Source organism: Methylobacterium sp. J-088 (genome assembly GCF_022829295.1).
GTDB lineage: Bacteria > Pseudomonadota > Alphaproteobacteria > Rhizobiales > Beijerinckiaceae > Methylobacterium.
Window position 1 is genome coordinate 79,191 of the sequence record NZ_JAKSYH010000046.1, and the last position, 17,940, is coordinate 97,130.

At 69.6% G+C, this 17,940-nt stretch carries 19 protein-coding genes; 5 read left to right on the forward strand and 14 right to left on the reverse strand.

Features of this window, described 5'->3' with window-relative positions:
- Nucleotides 1-362: 362 nt before the first annotated feature.
- The 5 genes from MKK63_RS04685 to MKK63_RS04705 all read right to left on the reverse strand — a co-directional run bounded on the left by MKK63_RS04685 (nucleotide 363) and on the right by MKK63_RS04705 (nucleotide 5,528).
- On the reverse strand, nucleotides 363-1,661 hold the full coding sequence (locus MKK63_RS04685) for a flavin monoamine oxidase family protein (RefSeq protein WP_243999145.1): 1,299 nt from the start codon (nucleotides 1,659-1,661) through the stop codon (nucleotides 363-365).
- Between the two features lie 47 nt (nucleotides 1,662-1,708).
- Nucleotides 1,709-1,993, reverse strand: coding sequence for a hypothetical protein (locus tag MKK63_RS04690; protein ID WP_243999147.1), 285 nt, complete (start codon nucleotides 1,991-1,993; stop codon nucleotides 1,709-1,711).
- Nucleotides 1,994-2,084: 91 nt separating this feature from the next.
- Entirely contained in the window at nucleotides 2,085-4,580 is a 2,496-nt protein-coding gene (clpA, locus tag MKK63_RS04695) for an ATP-dependent Clp protease ATP-binding subunit ClpA (protein ID WP_243999149.1), read from the reverse strand.
- A gap of 38 nt (nucleotides 4,581-4,618) precedes the next feature.
- On the reverse strand, nucleotides 4,619-5,008 hold the full coding sequence (clpS, locus tag MKK63_RS04700; RefSeq protein WP_409564472.1) for an ATP-dependent Clp protease adapter ClpS: 390 nt from the start codon (nucleotides 5,006-5,008) through the stop codon (nucleotides 4,619-4,621).
- 103 nt (nucleotides 5,009-5,111) lie between these two features.
- The gene (locus MKK63_RS04705) at nucleotides 5,112-5,528 is read right to left on the reverse strand and encodes a hypothetical protein (protein ID WP_243999151.1); all 417 of its coding nucleotides are present in this window, start codon (nucleotides 5,526-5,528) and stop codon (nucleotides 5,112-5,114) included.
- 356 nt (nucleotides 5,529-5,884) lie between these two features.
- On the opposite strand from MKK63_RS04705, the gene MKK63_RS04710 reads away from it, so the two are divergent.
- A complete protein-coding gene (locus MKK63_RS04710) occupies nucleotides 5,885-7,378 on the forward strand; it encodes a serine hydrolase (RefSeq protein ID WP_243999227.1) in 1,494 nt (497 codons plus the stop codon).
- Between the two features lie 102 nt (nucleotides 7,379-7,480).
- On the opposite strand, the gene MKK63_RS04715 is transcribed toward MKK63_RS04710, so the two are convergent.
- Genes MKK63_RS04715 through MKK63_RS04725 form a run of 3 tightly spaced genes read right to left on the reverse strand, consistent with a single transcriptional unit; the run spans nucleotide 7,481 to nucleotide 9,713 of the window.
- Nucleotides 7,481-8,326, reverse strand: a complete 846-nt coding sequence (locus tag MKK63_RS04715) for a J domain-containing protein (protein ID WP_243999153.1) — start codon at nucleotides 8,324-8,326, stop codon at nucleotides 7,481-7,483.
- Between the two features lie 2 nt (nucleotides 8,327-8,328).
- Nucleotides 8,329-8,580, reverse strand: a complete 252-nt coding sequence (locus MKK63_RS04720; RefSeq protein WP_243999155.1) for a hypothetical protein — start codon at nucleotides 8,578-8,580, stop codon at nucleotides 8,329-8,331.
- Nucleotides 8,577-9,713: a S1C family serine protease gene (locus MKK63_RS04725; protein WP_243999157.1), complete on the reverse strand. Its 1,137-nt coding sequence runs from the start codon at nucleotides 9,711-9,713 to the stop codon at nucleotides 8,577-8,579. The genes MKK63_RS04720 and MKK63_RS04725 overlap by 4 nt, the downstream gene beginning before the upstream one ends.
- A 414-nt stretch (nucleotides 9,714-10,127) precedes the next feature.
- On the opposite strand from MKK63_RS04725, the gene MKK63_RS04730 reads away from it, so the two are divergent.
- Nucleotides 10,128-10,343 carry a hypothetical protein gene (locus tag MKK63_RS04730; RefSeq protein ID WP_243999160.1) on the forward strand — a complete coding sequence of 72 codons (216 nt, stop codon included), beginning with the start codon at nucleotides 10,128-10,130 and terminating at the stop codon, nucleotides 10,341-10,343.
- A gap of 59 nt (nucleotides 10,344-10,402) precedes the next feature.
- Here MKK63_RS04730 and MKK63_RS04735 read toward each other — a convergent pair whose 3' ends face one another.
- Genes MKK63_RS04735 through egtB form a run of 3 tightly spaced genes read right to left on the reverse strand, consistent with a single transcriptional unit; the run spans nucleotide 10,403 to nucleotide 13,710 of the window.
- A complete protein-coding gene (locus MKK63_RS04735; protein WP_243999162.1) occupies nucleotides 10,403-11,440 on the reverse strand; it encodes an adenylate/guanylate cyclase domain-containing protein in 1,038 nt (345 codons plus the stop codon).
- A 23-nt stretch (nucleotides 11,441-11,463) separates the two neighbouring features.
- Nucleotides 11,464-12,423, reverse strand: a complete 960-nt coding sequence (gene egtD / locus MKK63_RS04740; protein WP_243999164.1) for an L-histidine N(alpha)-methyltransferase — start codon at nucleotides 12,421-12,423, stop codon at nucleotides 11,464-11,466.
- An 18-nt stretch (nucleotides 12,424-12,441) separates the two neighbouring features.
- Nucleotides 12,442-13,710 carry an ergothioneine biosynthesis protein EgtB gene (egtB, locus tag MKK63_RS04745; RefSeq protein WP_243999166.1) on the reverse strand — a complete coding sequence of 423 codons (1,269 nt, stop codon included), beginning with the start codon at nucleotides 13,708-13,710 and terminating at the stop codon, nucleotides 12,442-12,444.
- Between the two features lie 262 nt (nucleotides 13,711-13,972).
- Between egtB and murI the strand changes: the two genes are divergently transcribed.
- Both murI and MKK63_RS04755 read left to right on the forward strand, forming a co-directional pair.
- Complete coding sequence (murI, locus tag MKK63_RS04750; protein WP_243999168.1) at nucleotides 13,973-14,848, forward strand: glutamate racemase; 876 nt, start codon at nucleotides 13,973-13,975, stop codon at nucleotides 14,846-14,848.
- 127 nt (nucleotides 14,849-14,975) lie between these two features.
- Complete coding sequence (locus MKK63_RS04755; RefSeq protein WP_243999170.1) at nucleotides 14,976-15,686, forward strand: cache domain-containing protein; 711 nt, start codon at nucleotides 14,976-14,978, stop codon at nucleotides 15,684-15,686.
- Between the two features lie 19 nt (nucleotides 15,687-15,705).
- Here the strand turns inward: MKK63_RS04755 and MKK63_RS04760 are convergent, their stop codons facing one another.
- Together MKK63_RS04760 and MKK63_RS04765 are read right to left on the reverse strand one after the other, a co-directional pair.
- On the reverse strand, nucleotides 15,706-15,981 hold the full coding sequence (locus tag MKK63_RS04760) for a hypothetical protein (protein WP_243999172.1): 276 nt from the start codon (nucleotides 15,979-15,981) through the stop codon (nucleotides 15,706-15,708).
- 133 nt (nucleotides 15,982-16,114) lie between these two features.
- Complete coding sequence (locus MKK63_RS04765; protein ID WP_243999174.1) at nucleotides 16,115-16,339, reverse strand: hypothetical protein; 225 nt, start codon at nucleotides 16,337-16,339, stop codon at nucleotides 16,115-16,117.
- A gap of 513 nt (nucleotides 16,340-16,852) precedes the next feature.
- Between MKK63_RS04765 and MKK63_RS04770 the strand changes: the two genes are divergently transcribed.
- Entirely contained in the window at nucleotides 16,853-17,095 is a 243-nt protein-coding gene (locus tag MKK63_RS04770) for a hypothetical protein (RefSeq protein ID WP_243999176.1), read from the forward strand.
- A gap of 23 nt (nucleotides 17,096-17,118) precedes the next feature.
- On the opposite strand, the gene MKK63_RS04775 is transcribed toward MKK63_RS04770, so the two are convergent.
- On the reverse strand, nucleotides 17,119-17,841 hold the full coding sequence (locus MKK63_RS04775) for a GntR family transcriptional regulator (protein ID WP_243999178.1): 723 nt from the start codon (nucleotides 17,839-17,841) through the stop codon (nucleotides 17,119-17,121).
- Between the last annotated feature and the right edge of the window lie 99 nt (nucleotides 17,842-17,940).

Genomic DNA, 17,940 nt, shown 5'->3' on the forward strand with positions numbered 1-17,940 from the left:
TCCCTCCCCCCCCCGCAGAGAGTTACGATATTCACAGATCGCGGTTCGATGCGTTCGACGGCTGCAGAACAATCCGGGTCGAAGGCCACTGCGCGCTCCCTCCCCCCTCTGCGGGGGAGGGTGGCCCCCGTAGGGGGTCGGGAGAGGGGAGCGACGCTGCAGAATGGGGCGCGCTGCTCACCGCTGCTCCGCCTAATCCTGAAGCCGTGTCCCCTCTCCCGACCTCTGCTGACGCAGGGGCCACCCTCCCCCGCAAGGGGGGAGGAAGATGCGCGGTCGCCGCTCAGCCCTATCCAACACCGATATGTGAATCTGGTAGCCCGAAGAGGGAAGAGGGAGAGACGCGTAAGCGCTCGCTCCGGTCACGCCCCCAGCACCTTGAGCACGTCCCGCGCCGCACGCTCGCCGTCCAGGGTTGCGCCGCCGACCGTCATGGCGCCGCCGCCGGCCAGCGCCTCCCCGGCGAGGAACACCCGCCCACCCACCGGTGCGCGCAGGCGGTCGCGGGCCTCCGCGTGGCCGGGCGCCGCGATGGAATAGGACCCGTTGGCGTAGGGATCCGTCCACCACGCGGCGAGTCGTCCCGCCTGGACCACGCCCCGGGCCTTGCCGCCCAGGATCGCGCCCAGGCGCTCGGTGGCGAACGCCACCGCCGCCGCCTCGCCGGCCCGGCACAGGTCGCGGGCACCGTCGCCGCCGAGATTGGCCACCGCCAGGGGCCGCCCGAACGGGCCCATCTCGAAGTACAGCGTCGGACCGCCAGTCGCGATCGAGACCGCGTCCCCGAATGCCGCCGGATCGATCTTGGCCGGGTCCAGCCGCAGGCCGATCTTCGTGTAGGCGCCCATGTGCAGCCCATCGAGCGCCGTCCGGTGCGGCTCGGGCAGGCCGGGCGTGAACCGGAGGGCGCCGCTGTGCAGAACGCCCACCGGCACCGTGACGATGACGGCCGCGGCCGATCGGGTGCCCCGCGCGGTCTCGACCCGGACGTCCGGCCCGGACCAGTCGATCGCCTGAACCGGGCAGCCGAGCGTCACCGGCAGGTCGGCGAAGTGGCGCGCGAGGAGGTTGCCGTAGCCATCGACCCACAGGTCGGTTCCGGACCAGAGCCGGTCGTAATCGACCGCCGAGACCCGCTCGGGATCCTCGCCGAGCGACAGCCGGCTCAGGCCCGCCGCAGCCCGTTCGGTATCGGGACCGCCGGCCCGGGCCGCCTCGGCGAGCGACGGGTCACCACCCTTCGGTTGCAGCAGCGCGTCGAGACCGGAAAACCCCGCCCGGCGGGCGGCCTGCTCGGGCTGCGTGGCGGGGCGGCCGTCGATCGTGAGGGTGCGCGCCCAGCCGTCCTCGCGGGCGAACCGCGCGCCGGCTGCCCGGGCGATCGGCGCCCAGGGATTGCGCTCGGCCCAGTGAATGTACTCGGCACCGGCGTCGAACGGGCAGTCGGGGCCCAGGGCGGTGTCGGTGAAGGCCCGGCCGCCGATGCGGTCCCGCGCCTCGAGGAGCGTGACGCCCTGGCCCGCATCCCGCAGGCGAGACGCCGCCGCCAAACCCGCCGACCCGGCGCCGACCACCACCACGCTGCCGCCGCTCGCCGCCACGCGAAGCGCCGGAGCCGCGAGCAGGGGAGCGGCGAGGATCGCGCGTCGGGTCGGTCGCATGGCGGCTCCTCGATCAAACCCCGGAGCCGGCGAACGGAGAGCTGGCTCTAGCCTCGCGCGCCCGGGGTACTGGAGCGCTTCTCCATCATCGCCTTGACCTGCATCAGCTGGTCCCAGACCTGACCCGGCGAAGTCCCGAGGAAGTTGAATCCCGCGCTGACGCCCAGGTAGAGGCCGACGCAGATCAGCGGCACGAGAAACCAGGCCAGGATCTCTTCGCCGCGCTTCCGGCGGCGGCGGCGCTGACGCCGCTCCTCCCGCCAAGTCGTCTTCCTGGATGGTGCCGTCTGCGCGACGGGCGAGAGCGGACCCTCGTGCAGGTTGTCGGTCATCGGACGCCTCCTCGCCGCGGCGCTGTCGCGTCGCGGCGGTCATAGACCGGCAATTCCTAGTCTGGAAGGCCGCCGGCCGGCAGGCACACCATTAGGCGCGCACGAGTGGCACCTTCGGCACGGTCCGGACGCCGCCGCCCGAGCCGCCACCGCCGCCCTTGTCGTCCTTGTCGTCCTTGGGCGTCTTCTTCCGCGTCGCGGTGCGGGGCTTGGCCCGCTTGTGGCGTTTGGCGGCGTTGGTGACGTCGGCCTCGGGCTTGGGCGTGACCGGACCGGCCGGGAAGTCGAAGCCCAGGCTGTCCTTGGCGCCGGCCTTGGCCTCCTCGTCCTCCGGCTTGCGCACGATCACCCGGACCGCACCGCCATCCTTCAGCTTGCCGAACAGCACCTCGTCGGCGAGCGGCGTCTTGATGGTCGACTGGATCAGCCGGGCCATCGGGCGGGCGCCCATGGCGTCGTCGTAGCCGTGCTCGACCAGCCACGCGCGAGCTTCATCGGAGAGTTCGATCGTGACGTTGCGGTCGGCGAGCTGCGCCTCGAGCTGGAGGACGAACTTGTCGACCACCTTCGCCACCACTTCCTTCGGCAGGTGGCCGAACGAGATGATCGCGTCGAGACGGTTGCGGAATTCCGGCGCGAACAGCTTGTTGATCGCCTCTACGTCGTCGCCCGTACGCTTGGTCTGGGTGAAGCCGTAGGCCGATTTCGCCAGGTCCGAGGCGCCCGCGTTGGTCGTCATGATGATAATGACGTTGCGGAAATCGACCTGCTTGCCGTTGTGGTCGGTCAGCTTGCCGTGGTCCATCACCTGCAACAGGATGTTGAACAGGTCCGGATGCGCCTTCTCGATCTCGTCGAGCAGGAGCACGCAGTGCGGGTGCTGGTCGATCCCGTCGGTCAGCAGGCCACCCTGATCGAACCCGACATAGCCGGGGGGCGCGCCGATCAGGCGGCTCACCGTGTGGCGCTCCATGTATTCCGACATGTCGAAGCGCAGCATCTCCACGCCGAGCGATGAGGCGAGCTGTTTGGCCGCCTCGGTCTTGCCGACGCCGGTCGGACCCGCGAACAGGTACGAGCCGATCGGCTTGTCCGGGTCGCGCAGGCCGGCCCGGGCCAGCTTGATCGCCGAAGTCAGGGCCTCGATCGCGTTCGGCTGGCCGTAGACCACGCGCTTCAGGTTCTCGGTGAGGTGCTGGAGCACCACCGCGTCATCCTTCGACACGGTCTTGGGCGGGATCCGCGCCATCGTGGCGATGGTCGCCTCGATCTCCTTGATGCCGATGACGCGCTTTCGGCGCGCCTCCGGCACCAGCATCTGCGAGGCGCCGGTCTCGTCGATCACGTCGATCGCCTTGTCGGGCAGCTTGCGGTCGTTGATGTAGCGGGCCGACAGCTCCACCGCGGCCTTCACGGCCTCGGTCGTGTACTTGAGCTTGTGGAACTCTTCGAAGTACGGGCGCAGGCCCTTCACGATCTCGATCGTGTCGGGAATCGACGGCTCGTTGACGTCGATCTTCTGGAATCGGCGGACTAGGGCGCGATCCTTCTCGAAGTACTGGCGGTACTCCTTGTAGGTGGTCGAGCCGATGCAGCGCAGGGTGCCGGAGGCCAAAGCGGGCTTCAGCAGGTTCGACGCGTCCATGGCGCCGCCCGAGGTCGCACCGGCACCGATCACCGTGTGGATCTCGTCGATGAACATGATCGCGTTCGGGTGCGCCTCGATCTCCTTCATCACTTGCTTGAGGCGCTCCTCGAAGTCGCCCCGGTAGCGGGTGCCGGCGAGCAGCGTGCCCATGTCGAGGGAGAACACCGTCGCGTCGGCCAGGACCTCCGGCACCTCGTGCTGGATGATCTTGCGCGCAAGCCCTTCCGCGATCGCAGTCTTGCCGACGCCGGGGTCGCCCACCAGCAGCGGGTTGTTCTTCTGCCGGCGGCACAGGACCTGGATGGTCCGCTGGACTTCGGTCTCGCGGCCGATCAGCGGGTCGATCTTGCCGTCACGCGCCTTCTTGTTGAGGTTGACGCAATAGGCGTCCAGCGCGTCGCCCTTCTTCTTGGCGCCGCGGGGATCGCCGTCGTCGCTTGGACGCTCGGCAGCACCTTCCTCCTCGGCGCCGCGCACCGGCTTCGATTCGGAGGCGCCGGGGCGCTTGGCGATGCCGTGGCTGATGTAGTTGACCGCGTCGTAGCGGGTCATGTCCTGCTCCTGCAGGAAGTAGGCGGCGTGGCTCTCGCGCTCGGCGAAGATCGCCACCAGCACGTTCGCCCCGGTCACCTCCTCGCGGCCGGAGGACTGGACGTGGATCACCGCGCGCTGAATCACACGCTGGAACCCGGCCGTGGGCTTGGCGTCCTGCCGGCCGTCGCCGGTGAGGTTGGACAGTTCCGTGTCGACGTAGTCGATCAGGCTTCGCTTGAGCGTGTCGACCTCGACGTTGCAGGCGCGCATGACCGCGGCCGCATCCTGATCGTCCACGAGGGCGAGCAGGAGGTGCTCCAGCGTCGCGTATTCGTGCCGGCGCTCTCCCGCGAGCGCCAGGGCGCGGTGGAGAGCTTGTTCTAGGCTGCGTGAGAAGCTTGGCAAAGCTGGCCTCTGTCCTTCGTGCCTACCGCGAACGGCGCCTACTTTTTTTCCATAACGCACTGGAGAGGATGTTGGTGTTTGCGTGCGAAGTCCATGACCTGCGTCACCTTGGTCTCCGCCACCTCGTAGGTGAACACCCCGCACTCGCCGACCCCGTTCTGATGCACGTGCATCATGATCTGGTAGGCGTCCTCGTGGCTCTTGTTGAAGAAGCGCTCGACCACCAGCACGACGAATTCCATCGGCGTGTAGTCGTCGTTCAGGAGCAGGACCCGGTAGAGGCTCGGTCGCTTCGTCCGGGTCTTGGTACGGGTGATGATCGCGGTGTTGGACCGGTCGTCGCCGCCCGGCGCGCGCGAGCCGGAGGCCGTGACCGGCCGCGCAATCCCCATCGAACGTGCGGTGCCCTGGTGGGGGACCTGAGTCATGTGCGTCGAACCGATCCCTCGATTGGAGCGGGCGTCGCCGACTGCGAAGGCCGATCCCGTCCTGGCCCTGCCGGGAGCAACGCGCGGCTCCTCTGTCCCTAATCTACAGACGGTGAGCCGACTTCGCCAGACGCCTGCGCGCACTTGTCCGTCCCGCTGAGCTTGCGACTGGCGCACGGCCCCCGACCCGCTCATGCGCCCGGGTGGGATGGGGGGCCGGCGGCCGCATCGGATCGGCGGTGGGAATTGTGATCTGGTCTGCGGTCACCGCCGAACGCGCGGTCCGGCGTGCTCCGCCCCGCTGGGGATAGGTGGACTGAGCCGCCAGGATCTCGGCCGGATCGCGGGTTGCGGCGCGGGTCCGGGCCGGGGCCGCACGATCGTCGAGGCCCTGCTTGATGGAAATGGTCCACGTGATCTCGAGGGTCTGGCCGGTCCGTCCGGTGACGCCGAGCCGCCGCCGCGGCGCGCCGAAGTCGGCCGGATCCAGAAAAGACGGGTGGGGGTCGCGCGTCAGCATGGCCGAACTCCCGGCCGCCGCCTGCCGGTCGGGGCCGGGCAGCTGTATCGGATCTGTCTCCGACTGTGTGCGCCGTATCCGGCAGCGTCAAGCGGCGACAATTCGGTTGGCGCGCGGACTTGGCGCGGCGCGACACGCCCTCCCCCCTCCGCGGCTGTGGGCGTATCGCGGGCCCGCCGTCCGGCCCGCAACCATCAGCAGAAACGTCACAACCCGATACGCGCGGCGATCGCATTAACGGGCCTGTAACTGCACTTGCCTAACTCTGCGGTGATGCAGCGGGGCCACGCGACCGGCGCCGCTCCGCTCTAGGGACACGACCGGCGCGTGCCGGTCTCGCGAGGCAATCAGGCGTGATGCGTAGCGTAGTAGGCCGCTCTCGGACGATTCCCGCGCTGCCGGCCGCGATCCTGGCCGCCGCGGTTCTGTCCACCCTCGCCGCCCCGGCCGAGGCCCGGCGTGGACGACACCACCACCACGCCCGCGCGGCCGGCGGCGGCTACAACCCGCCCTACGCCGCCATGGTGGTCGACGTGAAGAGCGGCAAGACCCTCCACGCGGTCAACGAGGATGCGCTGCGCCATCCCGCCTCGATCACCAAGGTGATGACCCTCTACCTGCTGTTCGAGCAGATGGAGCGTGGCAAGTTCGCCCTCGATTCCGATCTGACCATCTCGGCCCATGCCGCCGCCCAGGCGCCCTCGAAGCTCGGCCTGCGGCCCGGCCAGACCATTGCGGTCGAGGACGCCATCAAGGCGATCGTGACCAAGTCGGCCAACGACGTGGCCTGCGCCATCGGCGAGAACATCGCGGGCTCCGAGGAGCGCTTCGCCCAGATGATGACCGCCAAGGCCCATGCCCTCGGCATGAGCCGGACGCACTACGCCAACGCTTCGGGCCTGCCCGATCCCGACCAGCTCACCACGGCCCGGGATCTCACCGTGCTGGCCCGGGCGATCCAGGACCGTTTCCCGCATTATTACCGCTACTTCCAAACGCGGTCCTTCGCGTTCCGCGGTCGGGTCATCGGCAACCACAACCACCTGCTGGGCAACGTCCAGGGCGTGGACGGGATCAAGACCGGCTACACCCGGGATTCGGGCTTCAACCTGATGACGGCGGCGAAGTCCGAGGGCCGGCAGATCGTGGCGATCGTGCTGGGCGGAAAGTCCGGCGCGGGCCGCGATCGGATCATGGCCGACCTCGTCCGCTCCAGCCTGCCGCACGCCTATGCCGGCGCCCGGATCTCGCCGCCCACCACCGAGGTCGCCGAGCGCGCCCGCCCGGCGGTCGTCGCCGACGGCGTGTCGCGGACCCGCACGCAGGTTGTCTCCGCGGACGACGAGGATGTCGAGACCACCGGCACCACCGGCGAGCCCCTGGACCTCTCGCCCAAAGCCGCCGCCACCACGACGCCGGGCGGCAAGTACCCGCTTGAAACCTGGAAGCCCGGTCCCCAGGGAGTTCCGAAATCTGCCCAGGCGTATGCCGGCGGAAGCAGCGCCCAGGCGCCCTTCCCCGGTGCCAGCAAAACAGTGGCGCGCGTGGCCTCGGTCGAGCGCGACGAGCCGCCGAAGGCGGTCACCGGCGCCCGCGTCGTGCCGACCGCCTGGGTGATCCAGCTCGGCGCCATGGACGACGAAACCAAAGCCCGCTCGATGCTCTCGGAGGCCCGCGCCAAGGTCGGCGGCAGCCTGTCGAAGGCGGCCCCCTACACGGTCAAGGTCGAGCATGGCGGCACCACCCTGTTCCGCGCCCGCTTCTCGGGCTTCGCAGAGCAGGATTCCGCGCAGGATGCCTGCTCGGCCCTGAAGCGCAGCGGCTTCAGCTGCTTCGCGACCCGAAGCTGACCGACGAGGACCGGCCGGCGCCGACCGCGCCGACAGGATGTGCCGCGACGCCGTTCGCCCGCGGCCGAGACCGATCCATTTTCTGACAACGCGCGCGGAGTATCAGCGATGTCGGTTCAAAAGCCTGTCCCGGGCGGCGTTGACGCGCGCCGCGCCCTCGGCGCTTCCCCCCTGGTCGGGGTGGGCGCGCTTCATCAGCGACCGGTGGGCCGTCCGGATCTGCTCAGCGGTCGCCCCGCGCTGAAGCCCCAGGATCTGGTACGCCTCCTCCTGCGTCAGCGCCCCTGGGTTCGGCGGGCGGCGCGTCCCCGGGTCGCGATCACGCTCAGCGTCTACACGCCAGCCGGGCGCCCGGCGGTCGAGATACGGCTCTAGCAGGGCGACGCCCATCGGGTCGCGAACCCGGCAGAGCCGCAGCAGACTGACGACCGCGTCGGTCGGCATGGCGTCGAGCCACACCCCCGCCTGTGGCCCCCCGGTCACGCGGCCGGTGCGCAGGCTCCCGTCGGGGCGCAGATGCGCCTCGATCAGCGTCGTGCGGAAGCGACGATCCTGGGACGCGTAGGGATCGCGCGGCGCAGGGGGGGCGCGCGGCGTCGGGGGATCGCGCGGCGCCGGGGTCGGGTCCGGATAAAGGGGATTTTGAGGATCACGGGGATTGTTCGCGGCCCCCGACCGGATCAGGCGGCGCAGCCGCGCCGTCATCGAGTCCTGTCCCTCGATCATCCAAACGCCGCTCAGGCCGAGCAGTGCCGCCAGAACGAGGTTGCCGTGCAGGAGCAGAAAGCCGCCCGCCAGCAGCGACACCGCGCCGAGTGTCCGCGTTCCGCCCATCATGGCGCCGAACCCCTGGCCGAGGGCGCGTCTCAGGCGCCGGCCGAGGCCGTCTTTGTTCTTCGACAGCCACCAGAGCGTCAGGCATGCGAGCAGGCCGGCAAACAGCGCCATGGTCAGCGCCGCACGCCGTACGCGGCCGAGGCATGGCCGCCGATCCGCACGGTCGTGCCGTCGCCCAGATCGTAGACCCCCTCCCGGCGCGTCGGCGCGGGCCGGGTGCCGGCCGTGCAGCCGGGCTGCGGCGGCAGCCGCACGCCCTCCGGCAGGTCTTCCGGGCATAGGCGTGAGCGCGCCGGTTGCTCGGCGGCGTGCGAGGCTCCGGCAGCGGCGAGGGCCATGAGGACGGGGAGCAGCAGGGCCTTCACTGGCGATTCTCCGCCACATCCGTCGTGGTGATCCGGACCTGCCGGATCCGGCCGTCGCGCTCGACCTTCAGGGTCACCGCCGCACCGAGCCCCGCCTCCTCGATCGCCGCGGTGAGGTCGGCCAGCCGATGGACCGGAGTGCCGTTGGCTTCCGCGATCACGTCTCCGAGATCGCCGGTCTGCGAATTCACGCCGCGCAGGCCGGCCTGCGCGGCGGGCGAGGCGGGCAGGACCCGCACGATCACCACCCCGTCGATGCCGAGCCGCGCGGTGGCGGCCTCCTGCGCGGCGATGATGCCGATGCCGGGATTGCGCACCCGGCCGACCTTGATCAGTTCCGGCACGATCCGGTTCACCACGTCCACGGGGATCGCGAAGCCGATGCCGGCGCTCGCCCCGGAGGGCGACACGATCGCGGTGTTGACGCCGATCAGCCGACCGGCGGAATCGAGCAGCGGCCCGCCGGAATTGCCGGGGTTGATCGCCGCGTCGGTCTGGATGACGCCCGACACCTCCCGCCCCTCGCTGGTCGGCATCCGCCTGCGGACGGCGCTGATGACGCCGGTGGTCAGGGTGTGATCGAGGCCGAACGGGTTGCCGATCGCGAAGGTCGATTGCCCGACCTTGAGGTCCGCCGAGGTGCCGATCGCGAGCGGCGGCGGCATGTGCGTCACCTGGCCCAGCCGCAGGACCGCGAGGTCGTAGCTTGGCGCGAGCCCGACCAGGCTCGCCGACGCCACCGTGCCGTCGCTCAGCCGGACCGAGACGGAGCCCCCGCTCTGCGCCGCGTTCTGGACGACGTGGGTGTTGGTGACGATGTGCCCGGCCCCGTCCCAGACGAAGCCGGTGCCGGTCTGGGTGCCGCCGCCCTGTTGTTCGCCGCCCTCGTCGTCGAGGTCGAGCAGGTCGCGGTTCTGCGCCGCGCCCTGCGCGAAGACGTGGACGACGGACGGGCTTGCCTGCTCGAACAGCCGGATCGTGGCCTGCTCGGACTGCGCGAGATCGCCGCGGGCGGTCACGGCCCGGGGCGTGTCTGCGGAGTACAACAGCGGCTGCAGGTAGGGCTGGGCCACGTACAGCGCCAGCAGGACCAGAACCGCGGCGAGCACGAAGCGCACGGTACGATCCGGCACGGATGTCTCCGAGAGAGAACCGGAGGTCGGCTCCGGCAGGCGCGGGTCTTAAGTGCGCGTTCAGGATCGAAGCGTCAACACAGGTGCGTACCGCCGCCTGCGGGCCTCAGACGTGTTCTGGCACACACGGGCGGGCGGAACAGACTGGCTAACGGAATGGTCATCATTCGAGGACCACAATTCTCGCAAGTTCTCGGCAAAGCGTACGCGCTTAATACGGACTGGGAAAACGCGACCGCTGCGTCCATCGTGCTTACGCGGAGGACGCTGGTTTCGGAAACCGCCCGAATTGATCGCAAAGCCGCCGCAGAGATGCTTGCTTTGACGCTCAGACCCTCGATCCCCGCGCCGAGCCGGTTCAGGCCTGCGGTGGGTATCTGAACGGTCGCACACGGTTCGGAAGGACGAGTACCGATGGAAACTGAAGCTCTGGAACGGCCCGCCGATCTCACGATCTGGCGTACGGCCCCGGCCAGCGCCCCGCTGGCGCAGCCCGAGCGGTTCAACACCCTGCGCGAGGCGATCAACGCCGCCGCCGGCGCCCTGGGCGACCCGGCCAAGCAGCCCTGGATCATCACCGAGGAGGGCGAGATCCTGTCCCCCAACTGGATCCGTACCTACCTGAACTGACGGCTCCGCGCCGTTGACAGCGGGGATACCGGGGACAGGCGCATGCGCCCTCCCCGGCCTCACCCGGCCCTGATAACCCCGGATGGGCGGCGCCGGATTGCCGCGACCGCCAGGGGTGCCTCCCGCCCGCGCAGCGTGTGGTCGCCGAGATCCTCCGCGATAAAGGTGTCGGGCAGCGGCCCGATCCGGTCGAGGAGATCGGCCGAGACCAGCACGTGGACCCCCAGCGTCTTCGACAGGGCCTCCAACCGCGCGGTCGTGTTCACCACATCGCCGAAATACGCGATCTTGTGCCGCTCCAGCCCGATCTCGGCGGTGACAACCGGTCCGCAATGCAGGGCCGCGCGGAATTCCGGCACTTGCCCGAAGCGGTTGCGCCATGCTTCGGCCTCGGCGGCGAGGCGTGCTTCGAAATCGAACACGCACCGCAGGCAGGCGGCGTCACGGACGCCGCGCTCCATCGTCCAAGTCACCAGCGCCAGATCGCCGATATAATCGTCGATCGATCCCCGGGCCCGGGAGACCGGCAACGCCAGGGCGTTGAACACCTGCCCGAGATAAGCCTGCGCCTCCCGGTCGCCGTGCTGGTCGGCGAACTGAGTCGAGCCGGTCACGTCGAGGAACAGGAAGATCCGCTCCTCGCTGATCGGCCGGTGGTAGCGCCCGATCAGAAGGTTGGCGAACACCCCCGGGCCGATCAGGTCGCGGACCCGGAACACGAACACCACGACGGCCGAGATGGCGAGCGCGTAGAGCAGCCCGGTATCGGTCATCAGCATCGCGTTCCGCTCGCTGTACATGAAGCGGAACAGGCGGTTGAGCACGGTGCTGGCCAGCGCGTTCCCGACCACGATCAGGGCGACGTAGAGCGCAACCGTGGCGAGCAGGAACAGCGGCGTGGCGAGTCCCCGGATTCGCTCCCGCAGGGTCGGGAACAAGAGCCGCCGCTCGTACAGCATGATCGGCGTGCCGATGACCGCGCCGCGAATCGCCGCGCCGGCCAGGGGGCCGACGTCGAAGATCGCCCCATAGAGCAGGCCCGCCAGCGCGCCGAGCGCGGGGGCGACGAGGACGAACCCGGGCGGCCGGAACCTCATCGGCCCGGCCGTAGCCCGGATCCTCAATCCAGCCGCAGGGCGTGGACCGAGAACAGGCCGTCCGCGTCCGTCCAAACCTGGATCCACCGCCAGCCGGCGCGCTCGGCCAGCGCCCGGAAGGTCTCGGCCGTGTACTTGTAGCTGCTCTCCGTGTGGATCGTCTCGCCGGCCGCGAACGCGAACGTGTCCGAGCCTATCGCCACATCCTGCGCGTCGCGGGCGACGAGGTGCATCTCGATCCGCGAGGCTTGCGGGTTGAACACGGCCCGATGGGCGAAGGCGTCGAGGTCGAAGCCGCCCCCGAGTTCGCGGTTGATCCGCGTCAGGAGGTTGAGGTTGAACGCCGCGGTGACGCCTTGGGCATCGTCGTAGGCGCTCTCCAGGGTGCCTGCATCCTTCACGAGATCGACGCCCACGATCATGTGAGCCCCAGATCCCAGGATCCGCCCGAACCGGGCGAGCAGCGCCTCGGCCTCCTCGGGCTCGAAGTTGCCGATCGTCGAACCCGGGAAGAAGCCGGCCCGCGGTAGGCCCGCGAGGCTCTCTGGCAGGCTGAAATCGTGGGTGAAATCGGCTACCACCGGCTCGACGCGCAGGTGCGGGAAATCGGCGCTCAAGGTCTCGGCCTGCGCGCGCAAAAACTCGCCGGAGACATCGACCGGCACGTAGGCCGCCAGCTTGTCGAGGTGCCGCAGCAGGCGGCGCAGCTTCACCGTCGAGCCGCTGCCGAACTCGACGAGGGCTGCGCCCGCCGGCAGTAGCGCGGCGATCTCCGGCCCGCGCCGGTCGAGGATCCCGATCTCGGTGCGGGTCGGGTAGTATTCCGGCAGCCGGGTGATCTTCTCGAACAGGTCCGAGCCGGTCGCGTCATAGAAGTACTTTGGCGAGAGCGCTTTCTGCGGGCGGGAGAGACCCGCGCGCACGTCGTCGAGGAAAGCCGGGGCGACCGGTGTCGCGTCGGAAAACGTCGGGTTGATGGTCACGGGTCGCTCCGGGGGGCGTCAGGCGGCATCGGCGAGGCGCAGGCCGGTGAACTGCCAGCGCTGATGCGGATAGAAGAAGTTGCGATATGGCAGCCGCGCATGGCCTTCGGGCGTCGCCACCGAGGAGCCGCGCAGCACGAACTGGTTGTTCATGAACTTGCCGTTGTACTCGCCCAGGGCGCCCGGCAGCGGTCGGTAGCCCGGATAGGCGACGTAGGCGCTGCGGGTCCATTGCCAGACGAGGCCGAACGCGTCCGGCAGGCCGCCGTCGCGGGCCGCGACCTCCCACTCGAACTCGGTCGGCAGGAAGCGCCCGGCCCAGCGGGCATAAGCGTCCGCCTCGTAGTAGCTGACATGGGTGACCGGCGCGTCGAGATCCACCGGGCGCTCGCCGGCGAACGTCATGGTCGCCCAGCCGTCACTGGTTCGGCGCCAGTAGCCCGGCGCCTCCCAGCCCTCTGTCGGCCCGGCATACCAGCCGTCCGACAGCCACAGCTCGGGCTTGGCGTATCCGCCATCCTCCATGAAGGCGAGCCACTGGCGGTTGGTCACCAATGCCCGGTCGATCCGGCCCGCCTGGATCAGCGTCTCGTGGCGGGGCGATTCATTGTCGAAGGAGAAGCCCGGTCCCTCGTGCCCGATCCAGGCGATGCCCCGGTCGAGCCGGGTCTGGCCCGGCTGCGCCGCAGCCTTCGGGAAGCGCCAGTCCGGGTCGTAGGCCGGGTTCAGCGGGTTCTGCGCGAAGGCGTGCAGGATGTCGGTGAGCAGGAGCTCCTGATGCTGCTGCTCGTGGTAGAGCCCGATCTCCAGGATGGGCAGGATCGCCTCCAGCGCGCGCTCGGAGGCTTGGCCCAGCAGGGACTCGACCGCCCGGTCGATATGGACCCGGTAGGCCGTGACCTCGGCGAGCGTCGGGCGGGTGATCATGCCCCGCTGGATGCGCGGCTGCCGGGGACCGGCCGCCACGTAGTACGAATTGAACAGGTAGTGCAGCCGCTCGTCGTAGATGGTGTAGCCCGGCAGGTGCTCGCGCAGCAGGAACTGCTCGAAGAACCACGTTACATGGGCCCGGTGCCACTTGGTCGGGCTGGCATCCGCCATGGACTGGACCTGCTGGTCCTCCGCGGAGAGCGGCGCCGCGCGGCATTCGGTCTCGCTCCGGACCTGCCGGTAGGCGGCGATCCAGGCGGCCCGGTCGATCGGACGGGCCGAGACAGGCGGCGGCGGGAAGGCCGGCGCTCCGGGGGCGTGTGTGTCGTCCGTGCGCAGTGCGGCCGTCGCTGCCATGACGATCGTTCCCTTTCCCGGCCAGCCCGAGAACCGTTTCCTCGGTCCCAGGTTGGCGCGCAGAAGATATGTCTCGGGCGAGGTCAGACAACCTCCGCAGGCGGAGTCCCTCCGGCTCGGTGTCGTTCGAGGGCTGTTCGCCACCGCGGCGGCGCGGTTAACATGGCGGGTTGGGGATCGCGGGTCTTTCTCTCGCCGCAGTGACACCGCCTTAACCAGCGATGCCGATTCTCGGGACCCTTGCGAGGAGTCCGGACGTCACATGCGGATCGATCTGATGGCCGGCGCCAGCCTCTCTTCCGCGGCTCTGCGCGGCGCCGCCGAGCCGACCATCCTGGTGTTCGATTCCGGGCTCGGCGGCCTCACCGTGCTCGATGCCGTGCGGCGCGCCCGGCCGGACGCCCGCTACGTCTATGTCGGCGATGATGCCGCCTTCCCGTATGGCCGCCTCACCGAGGCGGCCCTCGTCGCCCGGGTGCTGACCGTGATGGAGCGGCTGGTCGCGACCCACCGACCCGACCTCGTGGTGATCGCCTGCAACACCGCCTCGACCGTGGTGCTGCCGGCCCTGCGGCAGCGCTTCACGACCCCGTTCGTCGGCGTGGTCCCGCCGATCAAGCCGGCCGCCGCGGCCACGCGCTCGCGCCTCGTCTCCCTGCTGGCGACCCCCGGGACGGTGGCCCGCTCCTACACGCGCGACCTGATCGCCACCTATGCCGAGGCCTGTACGGTCACGCTGGTCGGCGCCCAGAACCTCGCCGGCTATGCCGAGGCCGAACTCGCCGGTTTTCCCGTTGACGATGCCGCGCTGGCGGCCGAGATCGCGCCCTGCTTCGTCACCGGGGCGAACGGAGGGCGCACCGACGTGGTCTGCCTCGCCTGCACGCACTATCCCCTGCTGCTGCCGCGCCTCGAAGCCCTGGCACCCTGGCCGGTGACCTGGATCGATCCGGCGCCGGCCATCGCCCGGCGCGTCGTGCAGCTGATCGGCTCCGCACCGCGAGGGGCGGAGGGTCACGGTGCCGCACACGGGGCGTTCACAGCCGGGACCTGCCTGACCGATCCCCTGCGCACCGCGCTGGCGGCCCACGGGATCGGCGAGGTCGCGGTCGAGGCGATCCCGCTGCCGCTGCAATAGGCCCGCGCCGAATTCAGCCCGATCGACGATCGCATGAAAACTGTCTTCGCCGCTTGCCAAGCCGGCGAATGCAGTCTCTGATGGCGGCGATTCGCAGAAATATGCTGCTTTCGAGGGGCGCGTCGTGATGCTGAAAGCTGCAACGCTTGCGGCCGGGCTGCTGCTCGGGCTGGCATCGCCGGGCTGTGCCTGGGCGTGCGGCGACGGCGAGGCGCCCACCGCCTGCGACGATCCGAGCCCGAACGGCTTCGCGTCCTGGATGCTCCACCGGGTCGATCGAGCGCTCGCGGCCGACAGGGCGCAGGCCTTGCAGGACTTCACCGACGGGGCCCGGGGCTTCCGAACCGCCGACACCTACGTATTCTGTGTCGGACCGGACGGCATCATGTCGGCCCACCCAAACCCGATCCTGAAGGGTCACGATGTCCATGACCTGCATGACAGGACGGGCAACCACTTCATCCGAACCATGATGGAGACGGCCAAGCCCGGACAGATCGCGGTGATCCGCTACCTGTTTCCGAAGCCGGGCAGCACCGTCGAGGAGCCCAAGACGACGTATTACACCAAGGCCGGCGATCAGACCTGCGCGGTCGGCGTGTACGACGCCGACGTTGCGGCACCCCCGGCGACGGCGGACAGCCGGGTCGCCGAGCTCCGCCACCGGCTCGACGGTGTGATCCCGACGACTGCCCGAGCCGACTGGACTGCGTTCCTCGAAGCGCTCAACGCGCAGCGGGCCGAGAAGACCACGGCGATCGCTGAGGCGCGGCGCGATCTGGTCGCCGCCGCAACCGCCCTCGACAAGGCCGGCGGCCCACGGGCGCCGGGCGAATGAGATCCGGAGCGCGGCCGATCTACGGCTGCGGGCCGAGAACTGCAGCCGGGGTCGCCCTGGCGGGATCCGAGGCGGCGTCGGCGGGAACGACCAAGTGGACGAACAGCATGCCGGCGGCGACGATCAGCGCGAGCGCCAGGATGCGCCAGGGTTCCAGGATCGGGCCCTGTGTTTCGGAGACGGTTCCGATCGCAGCGCTCTCGCGGACGGCTCCAAAACCTTGTCGTGACGCGTTCCCATGCACCGAACCAACGTCACCTTGGGCGGAGAGCGCTCTCGTCGTGTCGCTCGGCATCGCGTCCTCGTTTCGGCCTCTGAGGACCGGATGGGACACCCGGAGCATGAACGCTTCGTAAATTCTCCGGGACCCGATCGTCCGCCTTGTGCGCGATAGCGGGAGCGCCGCATCTCGCCGTGCTCGGAGAGGCTCAACGGAAAAACCGGCCGCCGTTCATGATTTTGACCCGGTAACGCTCCGGGCTGAGGACGTGTCCCAGGGGGTCGACGATCTGCACCGCCTCGTAACCGGCGGCGATCCAGGTTCTGGCGAGCACAACCGCACTCGCGGCCCGGACCCTGGTCTGGCGGATATGACCCGTCTGCCCCCGGGCGGTGATGACGTACTGGGATGTCGGGGTACCCGCACTTGTCATGGATTAGAAATTCCATGACCGCCGTGAATGTGCGCTATCTTACGTTAAAACAATGTCGGATTTCCGCGTTCGAAAGCAAGGATCGAACACAATAGATCTCGGACGGATCAGCCCGTGAAAGCATCTATGCAAGTGGCAGGCCTCACGTGAATGAGGCGTGCGTGAAGCCCTCGCCCGCACGACGGCCGCGCTTTTAGTCGCGCCGGTATCGTCTTCCGATCCGTCGAAGCGGAGACCCGTTCGGTGCATGAGAGCGCCTTCGGCGGATCGGACATCACGCGCCGGTTCGTCGAGGCCAACGGCCCATCATGGGTGGGCCACAGAGCGAGCCCCGGAACCGACGATCAGCCCTGCGCCCCGCCCGGCGTCACCGGCTTGGGCTTCGTAGCCGAGCCTCTCATCCGATCCGGGATTTGCGTGCCAGCGTGGGACATAGTGCTGATATCCACAGATGGTCGACGAAAACAGTGTTGTGGCTGCCGACGGAACGCAATCGTCTGTGGTTTAATACCGATGAGGCAAAGCTCCTCGGCGGCGGTACGCGCGATGTTCGAGAACCTGTTCTGGGGCGCGACGCTGGTGGCCCTGATCTGCGTCGCGGCACTGGTGGCTATCGGCGCCGCCCACGCGCCGCGGGCTGTTGGTCGGTTCGCGGACTCGGCTCAGCCCGATCCGCGCCGATCGTTCGGGCGCAAGAGGGGCTGGCGCCGCTTCCCTCGGCCGACGCGGCACCGCGGATCCCTGCGGGTGCGGTAGGCCAACGCGCAGCCCGCGCTGCGTTACAGGTGCTTGAGCCCGCAGCGTTCCAGCAGCGGCAGCAGCTCGTCCCGGGCCCGGATGCGATGCTGGCGCGCGGCCTCGAGAGCCACCTCGGTCGTGCCCGCGCGGATGGCCTGGGCGATCCGGCGATGTTCCGCGATCGAGGCGTCCAGGGTCCGGCGGAGGTTCAGCGTCAGCATCCGCGCCCGGTGGGACTGGTCGTTGATGGCCTGCACGATCCGGCTCATCCGTCCGTTCCGGGCCTCGGCGATCAGCGCCGCGTGGAACGCCCCGTCCGCGAGGCCCCAGCCCGGTAGGTCGCCCCGCGCATGCGCCGCCGCCATCGCATCCGTGTGGGCATCGAGGGCCTGCGCGGCGGCCAGTCGCGCGGCCTCGGGGAGCGTCGCCACCAATTCGGCGGCCCGGCCGTCCATGGCGATGACGACATCGTAGATCTCGCGCATGTCGTCCGGCGCCAGGGCGAGGATCAGGATGCCCTTGCGTGGCAGGACGCGCACGAGGCCATCCTCCTGCAGCCGGATCGCCGCCTCGTGGACCGGCGTCCGGCTCATGCCGAGCCGCAGGGCGATCTCCTGCTCGGAGGCCTGGTAGCCCGGGGCGAAGCTGGCGTCGCGGATCGCGTTACGCATCGCCGCGTAGGCGTCGTCGACCAGGGAGCCGCGCTTCGCGCCGTCCTCATCGCCTTGCGCCTCCGGATCCCCGTTGGGCCGCGCCCGCGCCATTGACCGTCTCCCCCCTCGTCCGCCGGCCTTACAGCGTCCGCCCCTGTCGAGGAATGGCCGTTGACACGTCGCAGCCCCGGATCTACCCGTATTCAAGCT

What these genes read in the sequence shown, in the direction of transcription:
- MKK63_RS04735 (WP_243999162.1), bottom strand. Translation starts at nt 11,440, where the DNA reads ATGAGGTTCCGGCCGCCCGGGTTCGTCCTCGTCGCCCCCGCGCTCGGC.
- MKK63_RS04770 (WP_243999176.1), top strand. Translation starts at nt 16,853, where the DNA reads ATGAGGCAAAGCTCCTCGGCGGCGGTACGCGCGATGTTCGAGAACCTG.
- MKK63_RS04710 (WP_243999227.1), top strand. Translation starts at nt 5,885, where the DNA reads ATGCGTAGCGTAGTAGGCCGCTCTCGGACGATTCCCGCGCTGCCGGCC.
- MKK63_RS04685 (WP_243999145.1), bottom strand. Translation starts at nt 1,661, where the DNA reads ATGCGACCGACCCGACGCGCGATCCTCGCCGCTCCCCTGCTCGCGGCT.
- MKK63_RS04715 (WP_243999153.1), bottom strand. Translation starts at nt 8,326, where the DNA reads ATGGCGCTGTTTGCCGGCCTGCTCGCATGCCTGACGCTCTGGTGGCTG.
- MKK63_RS04765 (WP_243999174.1), bottom strand. Translation starts at nt 16,339, where the DNA reads ATGACAAGTGCGGGTACCCCGACATCCCAGTACGTCATCACCGCCCGG.
- clpS (WP_409564472.1), bottom strand. Translation starts at nt 5,008, where the DNA reads ATGACTCAGGTCCCCCACCAGGGCACCGCACGTTCGATGGGGATTGCG.
- MKK63_RS04705 (WP_243999151.1), bottom strand. Translation starts at nt 5,528, where the DNA reads ATGCTGACGCGCGACCCCCACCCGTCTTTTCTGGATCCGGCCGACTTC.
- MKK63_RS04730 (WP_243999160.1), top strand. Translation starts at nt 10,128, where the DNA reads ATGGAAACTGAAGCTCTGGAACGGCCCGCCGATCTCACGATCTGGCGT.
- MKK63_RS04760 (WP_243999172.1), bottom strand. Translation starts at nt 15,981, where the DNA reads ATGCCGAGCGACACGACGAGAGCGCTCTCCGCCCAAGGTGACGTTGGT.
- MKK63_RS04755 (WP_243999170.1), top strand. Translation starts at nt 14,976, where the DNA reads ATGCTGAAAGCTGCAACGCTTGCGGCCGGGCTGCTGCTCGGGCTGGCA.
- MKK63_RS04775 (WP_243999178.1), bottom strand. Translation starts at nt 17,841, where the DNA reads ATGGCGCGGGCGCGGCCCAACGGGGATCCGGAGGCGCAAGGCGATGAG.
- murI (WP_243999168.1), top strand. Translation starts at nt 13,973, where the DNA reads ATGCGGATCGATCTGATGGCCGGCGCCAGCCTCTCTTCCGCGGCTCTG.
- egtB (WP_243999166.1), bottom strand. Translation starts at nt 13,710, where the DNA reads ATGGCAGCGACGGCCGCACTGCGCACGGACGACACACACGCCCCCGGA.
- MKK63_RS04690 (WP_243999147.1), bottom strand. Translation starts at nt 1,993, where the DNA reads ATGACCGACAACCTGCACGAGGGTCCGCTCTCGCCCGTCGCGCAGACG.